The following is a 16719-nucleotide window of genomic DNA, read 5'->3' on the forward strand; positions in this document are numbered from 1 at the left end:
CGCGTCACATTACGCCGAAGAACCGGGTTAGGATACCGATGACGAGCGCCACCGGCAGCAGCCCGTCAATCCGGTCGAAAATGCCACCGTGACCAGGGATTAGCCGCGAGGAATCCTTGACCCCCGCGCGCCGCTTGAGCCAGCTTTCGAAGAAATCGCCCGCTTGCGCGACGACGGCAAGACCGGCTCCGATTGCGGCAATGGTAGAAAATTCGACGGTGTTGTCGGCGAGAATTTCAGACACTGTGCCGAGCCCGGCAATGAAATAATAGACCACGCCCAGCACGACCATGAACAGGGCCGCGCCGATCATTCCCCCCAGCAGGCCGGCCCAAGTCTTTGAGGGACTGATCGAAGGGGCAATCTTGGGGCCTCCAATCGTCCGGCCAAAGAAATAGGCAAACACGTCGGTGAAGATCACGACCCCGACAGCCGCCCCGAAAAACAGCAGCGGCAACCCGGCCAGCACCGCCCCCGCGAGAAGAATATAGACTGCGCCGGCGAGGATACCTGCGAGCCGGAACGGAATATTCCTGGTGGCCTTCGTCATCAACATGACGAATTCAACGAGGCACGCGAAAGCGACGAGCGCGATGAGCCAGGTGAGAAGAGGATCGTTATACCAAATAGCCACGCCGACGATCGCCAGCATCACCAGCGCCGATACGAACCGCACCGGCAGATCCGACTTCGGCTTGGCAACCTGTGTCTCAGCGACCTCCAAAACGTCTCTCCCGATCGGCAAAATTCTCAAGTGCCTGTTGCAGGTGCTCGGGCGTAAAGTCGGGCCAGAGCGTATCGACAAACAGCATCTCGGCATAGGCAGCCTGCCACAGCAGGAAATTGGACAGCCGCACTTCCCCGCTGGTACGTATCAACAGATCTAGCGCCGGCAGGCCGGCGGTGAAAAGATTGGCTTCGATCGTCTGTTCGGTGATCTCGCCCTGCTCGGCGGCGCGGCGCGCGGCGTGGACGATCTCTGCCTGCCCGCCGTAATTGAGTGCAACTGCCAGCGTTCGCGACCCTTTTGAGGTCTGCTCGAGCGCGTCTTCGAGCATGGTAACGATATCGGGCGCAAGCGCCTTCCAATCGCCGATGATATGCAGCTTTACATCGTTGGCGATGAATTCGGGAAGGTCAGATTTGATGAACTTGCGCATCAGGTTCATTAGATCGTCGACTTCATCGTCCGGCCGTTTCCAGTTTTCCGAACTGAAGGCGTAGAGCGTCAGGCACTCGATCGAGGTATCCTTGAGCGAGCGTACGAGTTCGCGCACGGCCTCGACACCGCGGCGATGGCCCATCGCGCGCGGCAGGTGCTTGCGCTTGGCCCAGCGGCCGTTGCCGTCCATGATGATGGCGACATGCCGCGCCTGACCGTCGGCGACGCTCACTTCCTGTCCCCCATCTGCATGACGCTCACTGCGTCATGATTTCCTTTTCCTTGGCCTCGGCGGCAGAATCCGTTTCGGCCACATAGGTATCGGTCAGTTTCTGGACTTCGTCTTCAAGGCGCTTGCGATCGTCCTCGGAAATATCCTTGGCCTTCTCGTCTTCCTTGAGCGCTTCCATGCCATCACGGCGGACATTGCGGATCGCGATCTTGGCCTTCTCGGCATATTGCCCGGCAAGCTTGGCCAGTTCCTTGCGCCGCTCTTCTGTCAGGTCGGGCATCGGCAGCCGCAAGGTCTGCCCGTCGATCATCGGGTTGAGACCCAGATTGGCATGGGCAATGCCTTTCTCGACCGCGGTAACGTTCGACTTGTCCCACACTTGCACGCTGAGCATGCGAGACTCGGGTGCCGAAACGGTAGCCACCTGGTTGAGCGGCATCATCGCGCCATAAACTTCGCACACCACCGGATCGAGCAGGCTGGTGTTGGCCCTTCCCGTCCGCAGGCCCGAAAGATCGCTTTTCAAGCTCTCGACCGCGCCCTTCATCCGGCGTTCGATATCGGCCTTGTCATATTTCGCCATCGCTCAGTCTTCCTTTTGTACTATCGTCTGCACGCCCTCGCCCGCAAGCACCCGCGCAAGATTGCCCTGTTCGCGGATCGAGAAGACCACGATGGGGATATCATTGTCGCGGCACAATGCCACTGCAGAGGCGTCCATAACCTTCAGATTGTCGGCCAGGACCTTGCCATAACTCACTGTGTTATAACGAGTAGCGCCTGGGTTCGTCTTGGGATCGCTGTCATAGACCCCGTCAACACTGGTACCCTTGAGCAGCGCATCGCAACGCATTTCAGCTGCCCTCAGCGCAGCGCCACTGTCGGTAGTAAAATAGGGGGCGCCAACGCCCGCTGCAAAAATCACTACGCGACCCTTGGCGAGATGACGCTCGGCACGGCGGCGAATTACAGGTTCGCAAACCTGGTCCATCTGGATGGCCGATTGCACACGGGTCGGAACGCCGAGCTGTTCGAGCGCGCTCTGCATCGCCAATGCGTTCATCACTGTCGCCAGCATGCCCATGTAATCGGCCTGCGCCCGGTCCATCCCCTGCGCCGCGCCAGCCATGCCGCGAAAGATGTTACCGCCACCGATCACGAGGCAGATTTGCAGTCCCTGCTCCTTGGCTGCCTTAACTTCCTTGGCCAGTTCCAGGACGAAAGACGGATCGATCCCGTACTGCTGGTCGCCCATCAGAACTTCGCCCGAAAGCTTGAGAAGGATGCGTTTCATTTCAGGAAGGGACATCGGGTTTCCGTTGCTACCAAGAATTGCCCCGGGCCTTAACGAGCAAGCCGCCGACTCGCAAAGGGAAAGCTGTGCGCAGGCCGGATCGGCAAAACGCAAACGGCCGCCGAACCCGAGTCCGGCGGCCGCCTGATGCGTTATGCGAGAAGGCTCAGCCCTTGACGGCGGCAGCCACTTCCGCAGCAAAGTCGCTTTCTTCCTTCTCGATGCCTTCACCGAGCTGAAAGCGGACATAATCCTTCAGCGTAATCGTCGTGCCGGCATCCTTGCCGGCCTGTGCCACGACGTCGGCGATGGCGGTCTTGTTGTCCATCACGAACACCTGGCTCAGCAAAGCGTTTTCCTTGGCGAACTTCTTGATCGCGCCTTCGACCATCTTTTCCTGGACGTTTTCCGGCTTGCCGCTTTCGGCTGCCTTCTCAGCGGCGATCTTGCGCTCGCGCTCGATCAAGTCGGCATCGAGGCCGTCAGCGTCGAGTGCCTGCGGGAACGCTGCCGCGATGTGCATTGCAAGCTGCTTGCCGAGCGGTTCGAGAACATCAGCCGACGCATCCGATTCGAGTGCGACCAGCACGCCGATCTTGCCCAGGTTCGGTGCCACAGCGTTGTGCATATAGGGCACGACCGCGCCGTTGGTGACCGTCACGGTCTTCATGCGGCGGACCTGCTGGTTCTCGCCGATCGTGGCGACATTGTTGGTTAGCTTGTCAGTCACCGTGCCGCCATCGGGATAGCCGGCAGCCTTAAGCGCGTCGACATCGTCACCTTCAACGCCAAGTGCAACCTGGGTCACATTGCGCACGAAATCCTGGAACTGGTCGTTCTTGGCAACGAAATCGGTCTCGGAATTGACCTCGACTGCAACGCCGCGGGTCCCTTCGACCTGTACGCCGACCAGTCCTTCTGCGGCGGTGCGGCTCGATTTCTTTTGCACGGCAGCGAGGCCCTTGGCCCGCAGCGCGTCGATCGCGGCTTCGATATCGCCATCGGTCTCTTGCAGAGCCTTCTTGGCATCCATCATGCCCGCGCCGGACATTTCGCGCAGTTTCTTCACATCAGCGGCAGTGAAACCAGCCATGATTCATATCCTTGGGTAGAAATTTTAAAAGCTCGCGCCCGGGCCGACATCGCGACCCGGGCGGCTAGAACGAAAATGTGTCGCAGCCGTGACCGCTTACGCGTCGACGGTTGCCTCGACCGGCGGATTTTCCATCTCGCCAACGTCAGAACCAGCGCTGCCATTCTTGGAAGCAGCCTCTGCGAAGGCGTCGCAGTACAGGCGCACGGCGCGAGCAGCGTCGTCGTTGCCCGGGACCGGGAATGCGATGCCCGAAGGATCGACATTGGTATCGAGGATGCCGACCACCGGAATGCCAAGCACGTTGGCTTCCTTGATGGCGAGGTCTTCCTTGTTGGCGTCGATGATGATCATGACGTCGGGAACACCGCCCATGTCGCGAATGCCGCCGAGCGACATTTCCAGCTTGTCCCGCTCGCGGGTCAGCTGGAGGACTTCCTTCTTGGTCAAACCCGAAGTGTCGCCCGAAAGCTGCTCTTCAAGGGTCTTGAGACGCTTGATCGACTGGCTGATCGTCTTCCAGTTGGTGAGCATGCCGCCCAGCCAGCGATGGTTGACGAAATGCTGGCCGCTGGCGCGAGCCGCTTCGGCAATCGGTTCCTGCGCCTGACGCTTGGTACCGACGAACAGCACCTTGCCGCCAGCCTTCGCCGTCGAATGGACGAAGTCCAGAGCACGCGCCATCAGGGGCACGGTCTGCGACAGGTCGATGATGTGGACACCGTTACGCGCGCCGAAGATATACGGCTTCATGCGCGGGTTCCAGCGGTGGGTCTGGTGGCCGAAATGCGATCCGGCTTCGATCAATTGCTGCATCGTGACGGTAGGAGCCGCCATAGGATAATTCCTTTCCGGTTGTGCCTCTGGAAAGCTGGAACCGTGAGGAGACCCTCTGCGGCACCGGTATGGGCGCTTTCCATGTGGATTTCCGCAAGCCTGCAAAGGCGGGATGCCAAGGCATTGTTGCGGATGGAGGCGCCACTAGTCCGCCCCGGTCCGAAAAGCCAGCGTTAATTTATTGCGGGCGGAACAAACCATGAATTAAACAGCTTGACCAAGCGGAACATAGATGGAACAAAGAACGCAATGGGAACAAACCGGCTGGCCCGGTGTTTCCCCAACATATCCACAGGCCTTCAACAGTCTTGTGGACAGCAACTCAGAAAGTCCGAGACGATGACCACTTTTGCCATCCTCACCGTGTTCGCCCTGACCTTTTTCGGCGCCACAATGACCGTGGCGGACTGCGTAGTCCGGGGCCGCAATGCGTACAGGTCGCTCAAGATGCGCAAGCAGCTCGACGCCATAATCTCGCCGCAGGTCACGATGGTTAAGCCGCTGGACCGTGCTGCAAGCGCTGCCAGCTTCGCTACAATACGTGCCTATCACGCTCCGCTGCGCGCTGCTGCTTGATGCGCGAATAGCGCCACAGGCCGTAAGGCATGAACGACAGGTAGGCGATGCAGATCGCGGCAAGGGTCCACCACGGTTCAACCAGCAGCGCCGCGAACAGCAGGCCAATGAAGAATATCACCTCCAGGCGAATATTGCGCCGCGGACGAATCGAGGTCCAGCTTAGCGTCGCCATGTTGGAGATCATCAACACCGCAATCAGGGCCATCCATGGACCGACGATGATCGGATCGCGAAGGAATTCCCATTCCCCCCCCGTCGCAAGCCAGAGGTAGACCGGTGTAAAAGCGAGGCCGGCACCGGCAGGCGCAGGCACTCCGGTCAAAAACCCGGCTGACTTGTGAGGTTGTTCGTCGACATCGATCTGGGCATTGAAACGGGCCAATCGCAGCGCACAGGCGATGGCGAAGGCAAGCGCCGCAAACCATCCCAGCCGCGGCAGGTCCTGCAACGACCATAGGTAGAGCACAATCGCCGGCGCCATACCGAAGGACAGCGAGTCTGCAAGGCTATCGAGTTCGGCGCCGAAACGGCTCTGCGCCTTGAGCAACCTGGCGATGCGCCCATCGAGACCGTCGAGCACACCGGCAATGACGATCGCCATAACCGCAGAAGCCCATTCCCCTGAAATAGCGAACCGAATACCGGTTAGACCTGCGCAGAGAGCCGCAACCGTAATCGCGTTGGGCAGAACCGCCCGCAAGCTCAGTCCCTTGGCCTTGCCAGTTTCCTGAACATCACCCTCGCTCGCAATCGGCCCGAGCCGGGCAGCCCGTTCCTCGTCCTCGATCATTGGGCTGCGCCTTCGATCAGGCGATCCTCGCCTAGACGGCCCAGAACTGTCTCGCCGGCGATGACCTTCTGGCCCACGACGACCTGCGAACCGGTTCCGGCCGGCAGATAGACGTCAACCCGGCTGCCGAAGCGGATCAAGCCGACTCGCTGCCCGATACCCACGATGTCACCTTGCTTCACGAAGGGGACAATTCGCCGCGCAACCAGCCCCGCGATCTGGGTGAAGGCAAGCTTCATTCCGTCGGAACGCGTAACAAGGATGTGCTGGCGCTCGTTTTCTTCGCTCGCCTTATCGAGATCGGCATTGAGGAACTTGCCCGGTATGTAGACGATCCGGCTGATCTGCCCTGCCACGGGCGAGCGATTGATGTGAACGTCGAACACGCTCATGAAAACCGAAACACGGGTGACCGGGGCATCGCCGAGGCCGAGATTACCGGCACTATCATCGCCGACCAATTCCGGCGGCGGAGGAACCACGCTGATCAGCGAAACGAGCCCGTCCGCTGGCGACACCACCACACTGTCGTCCTGCGGAACCACGCGCTCGGGGTCACGGAAAAACGCCAGGACACCCAGCGCCAGGAACGCCAGGGGCCAAGCCAGCGTCTCCCAAGCCATCAACGCAGCCGCGCCGCTCAGCACTGCTACGATAACGCCATAAACGCGACCTTCGGGATGAATTGTCGGCCAGCTCCAGCCGGCATCACCGCGACCGCGGCTGTCTAAGATTTCACCTGCCATTTGGTCCGCTTAGGCGGACAGTCGCGCCACCGCAAGCACATCGCAACGTGGTATTGGCTTTCCCGGCTGGCAGGTCTGCATCAATAAGTGATCGGATCAAGTGCAGCGTTCCGCGCCGTACGTCAGCCCGCTTTCTTCACGAAAACCGTGCCCGCCGAATAGCCGGCACCGAAAGAGCAGATCAGCCCTGTATCCCCCGGCTGGAGGTCTTTGCTGTGCAGGTGAAATGCGATGATTGATCCTGCGCTCGAGGTATTGCCGTAGGTGTCGAGCACAGTCGGACTTTCATCGTCGCTGGCCTCGTGCCCAAGCACCCTGTGTGCGATTAGCCGGTTCATGCCGGCATTGGCCTGGTGCAGCCACATCCGCCGAAGCGCGCGCGGATCGATGGCCAGCCTTTCGGCCTCCTCGACAATCATCTGCGCGACCATCGGTACCACCTCCTTGAAGACCTTACGCCCTTCCTGGACGAACAGCTTGTCAGTCGACCCTTGCGATTCCGGTGTCGCACGATTGAGGAAGCCGAAATTGTTGCGGATGTTGTTGGAGAAGACCGTCTTCAGCCGGGTGCCGAGTATGTCCCAGTGCTGCAACGGCGCAATCGCCGCATCTTCGACCAATACGGCGGTGGCGACATCGCCGAATATGAAATGGCTGTCACGATCGCGCCAGTTGAGATGACCCGAAGTGATTTCAGGGCTGACCACCAGAACGCTGCGGGCATTGCCCGCGCGAATATAATCGGCCGCCGTCTGGATCCCGAAAGTTGCCGAGGAGCAGGCGACATTCATGTCAAACCCAAACCCTTCGATGCCGAGAGCCTGCTGGATCTCGATTGCCATCGCGGGATAGGGCCGCTGCATGTTCGATGCGGCGCACAGCACAGCGTCGACGTCGCCCGGGGAGCGCCCGGCCCGCTCAAGCGCATCCTGACAGGCGGCAACACCGATTTCGGCCATCAGCGACAGCTCTTCGTCGCCTCGGTCTTCGTGACGCGGCTCCATGACAGCCGGGTCAATGATCGGCGCCTTGTTGATTACGTGGCGTGACTTGATGCCGCTGGCCTTCTCGATGAATTCAACCGAGCTTGGCTGCAACGGCTCTATCTGTCCGGATGCGATCGCATCAGCATGCTCGGCATTGTGCCGCTCGACATAGGCATTGAATGCCTCGACCAGCTCTTCATTACTGATCGATTCCGCAGGCGTGTAGAGCCCAGTGGCGGAAATGACGGGACGGTAGCTCAATTGGCCAGCTGCTGTATCCATTTCCTGTGCCTAATTGTCCCCGCATAGCGCGACAAGGACTTTGCAGGCATAAATGTGGCTTTCCGCCCATCTTGCTTCGAGCCGGGTGCAACTGACAGGAGGCGGTATGAAGCTGGGCGTCTGCTACTATCCCGAACATTGGCCGGAAGAGCGCTGGCCCGAAGATGCGCGCTTGATGCGGGAAACCGGACTTGAACGTGTCCGCATTGGCGAATTCGCGTGGTCACGGATTGAGCCGGCACCTGGCGAGTTCGACTGGGGATGGCTCGATCGTGCGGTGGAGATATTGCACGGCGAAGGCCTCGAGATCATCCTCTGTACCCCTACAGCGACACCGCCCCGCTGGCTGGTTGACCAGATGCCCGACATGGTCGCGCTCGACCGCTACAGAGCACCGCGCGGATTTGGATCGCGACGACATTACTGCTTCAGCCACGAGGGCTATAGGGAGCAGGCTTGCAGGATCGCCCAAGCGATTGCCGAGCGCTATGGCGACCACCCCGCGGTAGTCGGCTGGCAGGTCGACAACGAATATGGCTGTCACGATACAGTCCAAAGTTTCTCATGCGCGGCACGAGACCAATTTCGTAAGTGGCTCGCCAGTCGATACCGCAGCATAGATGCCCTCAACCAGGCTTGGGGCAATGTCTTCTGGAGCATGGAATACACTTCCTTCGATCAGGTCGAACTCCCCAACCTCACCGTCACGGAGGCAAACCCGGCGCATTGGCTGGCTTTCCAGCGTTTTTCTTCTGACCAAGTCCTTCGCTTCAACGCAGCGCAGGTCGGTTTACTGCGGCGCCTCTCGCCCGGACGCGAGATCACGCACAACGCCATGGGATTCTATACCGGCTACGATCATTTCGCCTTGGGCGAGGAGATCGACGTGCTCGGCTGGGACAGTTACCCACTCGGCTTCCTCGAACAATTCCGTTTTGGCGACGAACACAAGCGCATCTTCGCCCGCACCGGGCATCCCGACATCGCCGCGTTTCACCACGATCTGTATCGAGGCTGCGCCAACGGCGGGCGCTGGAGCGTGCTGGAACAGCAGCCAGGCCCGGTCAACTGGGCCCGGTTCAACCCCGCCCCTGCATCCGGCATGGTCGAGCTATGGACCATCGAGGCGGCGGCGCATGGTGCGGAGATGTTATGCTATTTTCGCTGGCGGCAAGCGCCATTTGCGCAGGAGCAGATGCATGCCGGATTGCTGCGTCCCGATAGCCGGCCCGCGCCTGCCCTTGAAGAAGCGCGCCGGTCCTTTGACGCACTCGAACAAATCGGGCCTATTGGCGAGCCAGTGACACATGCTGCCATAGTCTTCGCTTACGATAGCGAATGGGTGACGCAGATACAGCCGCAGGGCGAAAACCTGTCCGCCCTATGGGCAGCCTTTGAATGCTATTCGGCCTTGCGCGAACAAGGCCTCAACGTCGATTTCGTAAAACCCGGCGCCCCGCTGCAAGGCTATTCGATCGTGGTCGTACCGTGCTTGCCGATCGTTTCTGCGGAATGCGTGGCCGCGCTTGCGCAATGCGAGGCGCAAGTCGTAATCGGACCAAGGACCGGTAGCAATACAGAGGAATTCACGATTCCTCGATCGCTTGCCCCTGGGCCGCTTCAACAAGTCATTCCCCTGACAGTTACGCATAGCGAGTCCTTGCGACCCGGTGTCGAGCATTCCGCCAATGGTTGGAGTCTCACCCGTTGGCTCGACCATGTCGAGCCCGGTCCTGGAACCACACCCGACCTTGTCTGTGATGACGGCACCGTCGCCTGTTGGCAGAACCGGAGCACGCGCTACCTAGCCGGTTGGCCCGAGGGATCGCTGATCCGCGAGATCCTCTCACGCGCGCTGGCCGATGCCGGTGTAATAACGCACCCTATGCCCACAGGATTGCGTCGCCGCGCTACTCGCGATGGCGTGTTCTGGTTCAACTACGGTCCTGGTGAGGCCAGCGTTAGCGAACAGACGCTACACACCGCCAGTTGGCGCTTCGAGCGTCGACTGGAAGAGCCGGCCCCGCGCATCGCGAGTTGATCAAACAGGAAGTGCGATGGTGGACAGGGCTGGATTCGAACCAGCGTACGCTTGCGCGGGCAGATTTACAGTCTGCTGCCTTTAACCACTCGGCCACCTGTCCACATCGCACGCCGCAAGGGCATTTCCACGAGGAAATCGGGACGCATTTGCACGGCCCCGCTTGCCGAGAGGCGCCCCTTTGGCGAAGCGGCGCTTGCCTGTCAATGGTGCGGCTGGCAGGGCAGGCTGAAACAATACGAGGCAGGAATTTACAGACATGGCAAAAGGCGAACGCAAACGGGCAATGCGCGGGCGCGCCGGACGAATGCAGGGTGGACGCGGCAGCGGTCGAGGCTCGCCGGGCAGCGTCCGGCTTTGGGGTCGTCACCCGGTCGAGGCGGCACTTCTCAACCCCAATCGCAGCCATCGCAAGCTGTGGGCCACGCGCGAAGGGGTGGCATCGCTCGACGGCGAATTGCCGGAGAATTTCCCTCTCGAATACGCTGAGGTTGCCGATCTAGCGCGGCTGGTGGCCAAGGATGCCCCGCACCAAGGACTGGTCCTGGAATGCGATCCCCTGCCTGACGCGCATCTCGAAGACGTGCTCGATGATGGCCGCCCGATCATTGTTCTCGACCAGGTCACCGATCCTCACAATGTCGGCGCGATCCTGCGTTCGGCCGCAGCGTTCGATGCTGCCGCCATTGTGACGCAAGATCGCCACGCCCCGCCTGAATCGGGGGTCATCGCAAAGTCCGCGTCCGGCGCCATGGAGCGAGTGCCATGGGTGCGCGTGGTCAATCTGGCCCGGGCACTCGATACACTGGCCGAGCGCGACTACTGGCGCATCGGGCTGACCGGCCACGCAGAGACCACATTGGCTGAAGCGTTACCGGCCGGCCCTGTGGCCCTCGTGCTGGGAGCCGAGGGAGAAGGTATGCGGCACAATATCGAGACACATTGCGATGCGTTGGCGAAGCTGCCGATCAGCAATGCGATCGAGAGCCTGAACGTATCGAATGCTGCGGCAATTGCGCTCTACGCAGTTGCGTCGCGCGGAAGCTGAAGCCCGCACTCGACCAACCGACGAGTTCGATGAGACATCGAAACGAAAAACCCCGCTGGCCACTATGGCGAGCGGGGTTTTCTTATTATCCCGTCAAATGGACGGTACGCAGCGTCTAGTTGACGGCGTCCTTCAGCCCCTTGCCAGCCTTGAACTTGGGCTGGTTGGAAGCCTTGATCGGCATCGGTTCGCCGGTGCGCGGATTGCGCCCCATCGAGGCCTTACGCCGAGCGACAGAGAACGTACCAAAACCGACCAGGCGCACTTCGTCGCCCTTTGAAAGAGCCTTGGTAACCGAATCGAAGACGCCTTCAACAGCACTCGCCGCGTCACTCTTCGAAAGGCCGCTCGCATCGGCAACAGCGCTGATCAGATCGTTCTTATTCATTTTTGGATAACCCCCTCGTTCATTCTCTTGGGCGTGAATCGCCTCTATCAGAAAGAACTACCACACTCTTTTTTTCAAAGAGTGTCTAGGGTCTTTTTGGCCGAATTCCGCGCAGTTCGCCGCAAACGAGAACGACACACCCCGCGGCAGCGCACTCAGTGTGCAGTCGGGGGGAGCGCCCCTCCAACCTCTCCGGGTGCAGGCTGGCTGGCGAGATCGTCGGCCTCGGTCCAGACAATCGGTTCGGGCGTCTGCACCAACGCAAGTTCGAGCACCTGGTCAACATGGGCGACCGGGACGATGTCCAGTCCCTCTTTCACATTGTCCGGAATCTCGGCCAGATCCTTGACGTTCTCTTCGGGGATCAAGACCGTCTTGATACCGCCACGCAACGCCGCCAGCAGCTTTTCCTTCAACCCGCCAATCGCCAGAACACGGCCTCTCAGGGTAACCTCGCCCGTCATGGCCACGTCGGGTCGCACCGCGATCCCGGTGAGTGTGGAGACAATCGACGTGACCATGCCCACACCGGCACTTGGCCCGTCTTTGGGAACAGCGCCTTCGGGCAGGTGAATGTGGATGTTCTTTCGCTGGAATATCGACGGCTTGACGCCGTATGCTGGGCTGCGCGCCTTAACGAAACTGAATGCCGCGGCGACGGATTCGTTCATGACTTCGCCCAGCTTGCCGGTGGTCTTGACCTCGCCCTTGCCAGGTGTCGTCACGCTCTCGATAGTCAGCAATTCACCGCCTACCTCGGTCCAAGCGAGCCCGGTGACGGCGCCGATCTGCGCTTCCTCTTCGCCCATGCCGTGCTTGAATTTACGCACACCGGCGAATTCCGAAAGGTTTTCGGGCGTGACAGTGACGCTCTCGGTTTCTTTTTCGAGAATCTTGCGCAAGCTCTTGCGGGCCAGCTTGGCGATCTCGCGTTCCAGCGTACGCACGCCGGCTTCACGGGTGTAATAGCGGATAAGGTCGCGCAAGCCTTCTTCGGTCAGTTCGAACTCGTCTTTCTTCAGCCCGTGCGCCTTGATCTGCTTGTCCAGCAAGTGACGCTGGGCAATCTCGACCTTCTCGTCCTCGGTATATCCTTCAAGACGGATGATCTCCAATCGATCGAGCAGAGGCTGCGGGAGATTGAGCGAATTCGCCGTGCACACGAACATGACATCGCTGAGATCGATATCGAGTTCGAGATAATGGTCCTGGAATTTTGCATTCTGTTCCGGATCGAGCACTTCGAGCAGGGCCGACGCCGGATCGCCGCGATAATCCTGGCCGAGCTTGTCGATTTCATCGAGCAGGAAAAGCGGGTTTGACGCGCCGGCCTTCTTCAGGTTGGTGACGATCTTGCCCGGAAGCGAGCCGATATAGGTGCGGCGATGACCGCGGATTTCAGCTTCGTCGCGCACACCGCCCAGCGATTGCCGGACAAACTCGCGACCTGTCGCCCGGGCAATCGACTTTCCTAGCGAGGTCTTGCCGACACCCGGCGGCCCCACGAGGCAAAGGATCGGGCCCTTCAGTTTGTTGGTGCGTGCCTGCACGGCCAGATATTCGACGATCCGGTCCTTGACCTTCTCCAGCGCATAATGATCCGCGTCGAGGACTTCCTGCGCCTTGCCGATGTCTTTCTTGAGCCGGCTTTTCTTGCCCCACGGCAATCCAAGCAGCACATCGAGATAGTTGCGGATGACCGTCGCCTCGGCGCTCATTGGCTGCATGCTGCGAAGCTTTTTGAGCTCGCTGGTGGCCTTGGCCTTGGCTTCTTCTGACAGCTTGGTCTTCTCGATCTTCTCGGCCAGTTCGGCCAATTCGTCGCCGTCCTCGCCCTCGCCTCCAAGTTCGCTCTGGATCGCCTTCAACTGTTCGTTGAGGTAATATTCGCGCTGGGTTTTCTCCATCTGCCTCTTGACCCGGCCGCGGATCTTGCGCTCGACCTGCATGACGGAGAGCTCGCCCTCCATGGCAGAGAGCAACATTTCAAGGCGCTTGCGCGGATCGGGCTCTGCCAGCAGGTCCTGCTTTTCGGAAACCTTCACACCCAGCGCGGCCGCGATTGCGTCTGCCAACTGGCCCGCGTCATCGATATCCTTCAGGTCTTCACCGGCATCTTCACCCAGCCGTTTGTTAAGCTTGGCGTAGTCGGCAAACTGTTCGAGCACCGAGCGCATGAGCGCCGTGATCTCGCTACCTGAGACGTTGTCCGGGGCAATCGGCTCGACCTCGGCGACAACCATTTCACCTTCAGCGCGCATAGCCTCCATACGCGCACGCCGCGTGCCTTCGACCAGTACGCGGACCGTGCCATCGGGCAGCTTCAGCAATTGCAGGACCTGCGCCACGACGCCGACATCGTGCAAATCCGCCCGCTCGGGATCGTCAGTCGACGGGTCGATTTGGGCCAGCAGGAAGATGTCCTTGCTCCCCTCCATAGCTGCTTCCAGCGCAGCGACAGATTTGTCGCGACCGACGAAAAGCGGCACCACCATGCCGGGGAAAACCACGATGTCGCGTAGGGGAAGAAGGGGAAAAAGCTGAGTCATATATCTATCCGTGTTCGGTGTTCACCGGTTGGGCCCGAATATGGGTAGTCCCCCCCAAGGGCGCAACGCCTGTTCCGGGCGTAGCTGTGAACAGAGTCGACCGACCATGCAGATAATCGTCTTCAGCTTGGCCGGTCCTGGCGATCATTTCGCACCGTGGGTGATGTCGCATTCATACAATACGCCGCAGAAGTATTTCAGATAGTTAGCTTCTTTTTTCGCGATTTTATGTTGCGTTGCTGGAGCGATAAATGCCGGGGTCCGTGGTTTGCAAGCTGTTGGGGCATCGCATCAATCGTCATCAAGTTCGGGATGACGGCTGCCGGTTCCTAACCAACTGCACTCGTTGCGGAACGTTGCTTGCGCGCGAGTTCAGTGGTTGGGAAGAGGCCAAAGCGCTCGCCGTCCGTAGAAATCTCCCCAACGCTCAGGATTGAGTATCGATCAGCGCGAGGGTTAGAGCGAGCCGACCCACACTATTTGTAGATCAGCCCATTCCCGGTAGATTGAATCCAGGCGGTAAACCGATCCCGCTCTGGATCTTCTGCATTTCCTCGTTTGATGCTCGGTCGGCCTTGTCGCGGGCGTCGTTGAAAGCCGCGGCCACGAGGTCTTCGACCATCTGTTTTTCATCCGGCTTCATCAAGCTGTCGTCGATCGAAACGCCAAGTATGCGTCCCTTGGCGGTACAGCGCACCTTGACCAAACCGCCGCCTGAAACGCCCTCCACTTCGATCGCATCGAGCTTGACCTGAGCTTCGCTCATCTGGCTCTGGATCTTCTCGGCAGCTTCCTGCGCCGCCTGGATCATCTCTTCCATCGATTTCATGCTTGCTTGCTCCATTGCGGGCGCGAACTGCCCGCATCGTCGTCAGTAATGATCTCCGCACCCGGAAATGCCGCGATCGTCGCGGCAACCATGGGATGAGCGGCAATCCGTTCGCGCTGCGCCGCAGCGTCCCGCTCTTCACGCTCGATCAGGCTCGGCGGCGCATCGGGAACGTCGCGCTGTTCGACCTGCCAGCGCTCGCCGGTCGCAGCCAACAACGCCTCGCGCAATTGCGGCGCGATGTCGTCGGTATACTGCGGCGCGCGCGCGAAGACCAGTTTGCCAGGCGCACAATCTATCACGCGCAATTGCAGTCGCATGATGCTGGCGACAAGACCGTGCCCAACCGCTTCGATCCGGTCCACCAGAGCGGCGAAATCCTGCGTCGCCGAAGAAGCTGACTTGGGCTCACTCTGTGCAGGCGACGACCCGGTACTCGCGGGCTGGCCACCATTGACCGCAATGTCGGAGATTTGTTTCGCCAGCTTACCCGGGTCAGGAAGATTGGCCGCATGGAGGAGCCGCAGCAGACCCATCTGTGCCGATACCAGCGGATCGGGCGCCGTGCGCACTTCGTCATAAGCCTTGAGCAGGAGCTGCCACAGGCGGTGTAGCTGACCAGCCGAAAGGCGTGAGGCCCAGTCGCCGAGCGCGGTACGCTCCTCTTCGCTGACAGTGCCGGGCAGATCGGCCTCCATCTGTGCCAGCGTGATCTTGTGCACCAACTCCATCTGCGAGCGGATCAGGGCCAGCGGTTCGACGCCGAGCGAATACTGGTCGGCGATTGCCGCCAACAAGGCCTTGCCCTCGCCTTCGAGGATTGTCTGCAGCAAACGCCGTTGCGCGCCCTTGTCGGCAAGACCGAGCATATCGCGGACTCGCGCCGCAGTGACACTGCCGCCTCCTTCTCCCGAGCTTTCGAGATCGGCATGGGCAATCGCCTGGTCGAGGATCGACAATCCGTCACGAACCGATCCCTCGGCCGCTGCCGCGATCATCGCCAAGGCTTCGGCTTCGGCCTTGACCTGTTCCTGCTCGCAGACCCAGCCGAAATGGCGTTCCAGCAAATCCGCAGGAATTCGTCTCAGGTCGAAACGCTGGGTACGGCTGAGCACCGTGACCGGAAGTTTCTCCACCTCGGTCGTGGCAAACAGGAACTTCACATGCGCAGGCGGCTCCTCAAGTGTCTTGAGCAACGCGTTGAACGCATTGCGAGAAAGCATGTGAACTTCATCGATTATGTAGATCTTGTAACGCGCCGAAACCGCAGCATAGCGCACCGCCTCGATTATCTCGCGAACGTCGTCGACGCCGGTATGGCTGGCCGCGTCCATCTCGATAACATCGATATGGCGCCCTTCGGCGATGGCGGTGCATGGTTCGCATTGGCCGCACGGATCGATCGTCGGCCCGCCTGCACCATCGGCTCCGACACAATTGAGCGCCTTGGCGATCAGCCGCGCGGTTGAGGTCTTGCCGACCCCGCGCACGCCAGTCATCAGGAAGGCATGGGCCAGCCGGTCGCGCTCGATCGCATTGGCGAGCGTGCGGACCATTGGTTCCTGCCCAATTAATTCGCTGAAAGTCTGGGGACGATACTTGCGCGCCAGCACGCGATAAGGCTGCGCCTGCGAATCGACCGGGGCCGCCTGTGCAACAGGCGCAGATTCCGCTTTGGTTTCCGAGGAGGTAACGGGCGCTGCACCAAACATAGAATCCTGCCCCGCAGCCTCAAGCTCGGCGGCGCTTGGTTTAGCATCCTCTTCCCCGGTCTCCCAGGGAGGGCTGTCAGTGCTCTCCGGTGAATCACCCATGAGGCACTAGGTAGGATGTGCCGCGCCGCTTGTCATGAGTGTGTGGAGA

At 60.3% G+C, this 16719-nt stretch carries 16 protein-coding genes and 1 tRNA gene; 3 read left to right on the plus strand and 14 right to left on the minus strand.

Features of this window, described 5'->3' with window-relative positions:
• Positions 1–4: 4 nt before the first annotated feature.
• From ACXYL9_RS09870 to rpsB, 6 genes are all read right to left on the minus strand, one after another.
• A complete protein-coding gene (locus ACXYL9_RS09870; protein ID WP_459039326.1) occupies positions 5–724 on the minus strand; it encodes a phosphatidate cytidylyltransferase in 720 nt (239 codons plus the stop codon).
• Entirely contained in the window at positions 711–1352 is a 642-nt protein-coding gene (uppS, locus tag ACXYL9_RS09875; protein ID WP_459039886.1) for a polyprenyl diphosphate synthase, read from the minus strand. Before uppS ends, ACXYL9_RS09870 begins: the two co-directional genes overlap by 14 nt.
• Positions 1353–1419: 67 nt before the next feature.
• Positions 1420–1977, minus strand: coding sequence for a ribosome recycling factor (gene frr / locus ACXYL9_RS09880; RefSeq protein ID WP_459039327.1), 558 nt, complete (start codon positions 1975–1977; stop codon positions 1420–1422).
• A gap of 3 nt (positions 1978–1980) precedes the next feature.
• On the minus strand, positions 1981–2703 hold the full coding sequence (gene pyrH, locus ACXYL9_RS09885; RefSeq protein WP_459039328.1) for a UMP kinase: 723 nt from the start codon (positions 2701–2703) through the stop codon (positions 1981–1983).
• Positions 2704–2854: 151 nt separating this feature from the next.
• A complete protein-coding gene (gene tsf / locus ACXYL9_RS09890; protein ID WP_459039329.1) occupies positions 2855–3781 on the minus strand; it encodes a translation elongation factor Ts in 927 nt (308 codons plus the stop codon).
• A 96-nt stretch (positions 3782–3877) separates the two neighbouring features.
• On the minus strand, positions 3878–4618 hold the full coding sequence (gene rpsB / locus ACXYL9_RS09895; RefSeq protein ID WP_459039330.1) for a 30S ribosomal protein S2: 741 nt from the start codon (positions 4616–4618) through the stop codon (positions 3878–3880).
• A gap of 339 nt (positions 4619–4957) precedes the next feature.
• Between rpsB and ACXYL9_RS09900 the strand changes: the two genes are divergently transcribed.
• Positions 4958–5194 (plus strand): hypothetical protein, encoded by a 237-nt coding sequence (locus ACXYL9_RS09900; RefSeq protein ID WP_459039331.1) that lies wholly within the window; start codon positions 4958–4960, stop codon positions 5192–5194.
• Here the strand turns inward: ACXYL9_RS09900 and ACXYL9_RS09905 are convergent.
• The 3 genes from ACXYL9_RS09905 to ACXYL9_RS09915 all read right to left on the minus strand — a co-directional run bounded on the left by ACXYL9_RS09905 (position 5151) and on the right by ACXYL9_RS09915 (position 8001).
• A complete protein-coding gene (locus ACXYL9_RS09905; protein WP_459039332.1) occupies positions 5151–5987 on the minus strand; it encodes a CDP-alcohol phosphatidyltransferase family protein in 837 nt (278 codons plus the stop codon). The genes ACXYL9_RS09900 and ACXYL9_RS09905 overlap by 44 nt on opposite strands.
• Positions 5984–6733: a phosphatidylserine decarboxylase gene (locus ACXYL9_RS09910; RefSeq protein WP_459039333.1), complete on the minus strand. Its 750-nt coding sequence runs from the start codon at positions 6731–6733 to the stop codon at positions 5984–5986. The genes ACXYL9_RS09905 and ACXYL9_RS09910 overlap by 4 nt, the downstream gene beginning before the upstream one ends.
• Positions 6734–6855: 122 nt before the next feature.
• Entirely contained in the window at positions 6856–8001 is a 1146-nt protein-coding gene (locus tag ACXYL9_RS09915) for a beta-ketoacyl-ACP synthase III (protein ID WP_459039334.1), read from the minus strand.
• A gap of 52 nt (positions 8002–8053) precedes the next feature.
• On the opposite strand from ACXYL9_RS09915, the gene ACXYL9_RS09920 reads away from it, so the two are divergent.
• Complete coding sequence (locus ACXYL9_RS09920; RefSeq protein WP_459039335.1) at positions 8054–10042, plus strand: beta-galactosidase; 1989 nt, start codon at positions 8054–8056, stop codon at positions 10040–10042.
• Between the two features lie 17 nt (positions 10043–10059).
• Here ACXYL9_RS09920 and ACXYL9_RS09925 read toward each other — a convergent pair.
• Positions 10060–10145, minus strand: a tRNA-Tyr gene (locus tag ACXYL9_RS09925).
• A 156-nt stretch (positions 10146–10301) separates the two neighbouring features.
• On the opposite strand from ACXYL9_RS09925, the gene rlmB reads away from it, so the two are divergent.
• Complete coding sequence (gene rlmB / locus ACXYL9_RS09930) at positions 10302–11090, plus strand: 23S rRNA (guanosine(2251)-2'-O)-methyltransferase RlmB (protein WP_459039336.1); 789 nt, start codon at positions 10302–10304, stop codon at positions 11088–11090.
• Positions 11091–11205: 115 nt separating this feature from the next.
• Here rlmB and ACXYL9_RS09935 read toward each other — a convergent pair whose 3' ends face one another.
• The 4 genes from ACXYL9_RS09935 to ACXYL9_RS09950 all read right to left on the minus strand — a co-directional run bounded on the left by ACXYL9_RS09935 (position 11206) and on the right by ACXYL9_RS09950 (position 16670).
• Positions 11206–11478 (minus strand): HU family DNA-binding protein, encoded by a 273-nt coding sequence (locus ACXYL9_RS09935; protein WP_459039337.1) that lies wholly within the window; start codon positions 11476–11478, stop codon positions 11206–11208.
• 155 nt (positions 11479–11633) lie between these two features.
• Positions 11634–14027, minus strand: a complete 2394-nt coding sequence (gene lon / locus ACXYL9_RS09940; RefSeq protein ID WP_459039338.1) for an endopeptidase La — start codon at positions 14025–14027, stop codon at positions 11634–11636.
• Positions 14028–14514: 487 nt separating this feature from the next.
• A complete protein-coding gene (locus ACXYL9_RS09945; RefSeq protein ID WP_459039339.1) occupies positions 14515–14856 on the minus strand; it encodes a YbaB/EbfC family nucleoid-associated protein in 342 nt (113 codons plus the stop codon).
• Positions 14853–16670, minus strand: coding sequence for a DNA polymerase III subunit gamma/tau (locus tag ACXYL9_RS09950; RefSeq protein ID WP_459039340.1), 1818 nt, complete (start codon positions 16668–16670; stop codon positions 14853–14855). The genes ACXYL9_RS09945 and ACXYL9_RS09950 overlap by 4 nt, the downstream gene beginning before the upstream one ends.
• Positions 16671–16719: the final 49 nt, after the last annotated feature.

The sequence above is a fragment of the Qipengyuania sp. CAU 1752 genome (assembly GCF_054482615.1).

Bases quoted from the DNA above. Each gene is read 5' to 3' on its own strand.
- ACXYL9_RS09910 (WP_459039333.1), bottom strand. From the start codon at position 6,733: ATGGCAGGTGAAATCTTAGACAGCCGCGGTCGCGGTGATGCCGGCTGG.
- ACXYL9_RS09945 (WP_459039339.1), bottom strand. From the start codon at position 14,856: ATGAAATCGATGGAAGAGATGATCCAGGCGGCGCAGGAAGCTGCCGAG.
- ACXYL9_RS09935 (WP_459039337.1), bottom strand. From the start codon at position 11,478: ATGAATAAGAACGATCTGATCAGCGCTGTTGCCGATGCGAGCGGCCTT.
- rpsB (WP_459039330.1), bottom strand. From the start codon at position 4,618: ATGGCGGCTCCTACCGTCACGATGCAGCAATTGATCGAAGCCGGATCG.
- rlmB (WP_459039336.1), top strand. From the start codon at position 10,302: ATGGCAAAAGGCGAACGCAAACGGGCAATGCGCGGGCGCGCCGGACGA.
- ACXYL9_RS09900 (WP_459039331.1), top strand. From the start codon at position 4,958: ATGACCACTTTTGCCATCCTCACCGTGTTCGCCCTGACCTTTTTCGGC.
- pyrH (WP_459039328.1), bottom strand. From the start codon at position 2,703: ATGTCCCTTCCTGAAATGAAACGCATCCTTCTCAAGCTTTCGGGCGAA.
- tsf (WP_459039329.1), bottom strand. From the start codon at position 3,781: ATGGCTGGTTTCACTGCCGCTGATGTGAAGAAACTGCGCGAAATGTCC.
- ACXYL9_RS09950 (WP_459039340.1), bottom strand. From the start codon at position 16,670: ATGGGTGATTCACCGGAGAGCACTGACAGCCCTCCCTGGGAGACCGGG.
- ACXYL9_RS09920 (WP_459039335.1), top strand. From the start codon at position 8,054: ATGTGGCTTTCCGCCCATCTTGCTTCGAGCCGGGTGCAACTGACAGGA.
- lon (WP_459039338.1), bottom strand. From the start codon at position 14,027: ATGACTCAGCTTTTTCCCCTTCTTCCCCTACGCGACATCGTGGTTTTC.
- uppS (WP_459039886.1), bottom strand. From the start codon at position 1,352: ATGGACGGCAACGGCCGCTGGGCCAAGCGCAAGCACCTGCCGCGCGCG.
- frr (WP_459039327.1), bottom strand. From the start codon at position 1,977: ATGGCGAAATATGACAAGGCCGATATCGAACGCCGGATGAAGGGCGCG.
- ACXYL9_RS09915 (WP_459039334.1), bottom strand. From the start codon at position 8,001: ATGGATACAGCAGCTGGCCAATTGAGCTACCGTCCCGTCATTTCCGCC.
- ACXYL9_RS09905 (WP_459039332.1), bottom strand. From the start codon at position 5,987: ATGATCGAGGACGAGGAACGGGCTGCCCGGCTCGGGCCGATTGCGAGC.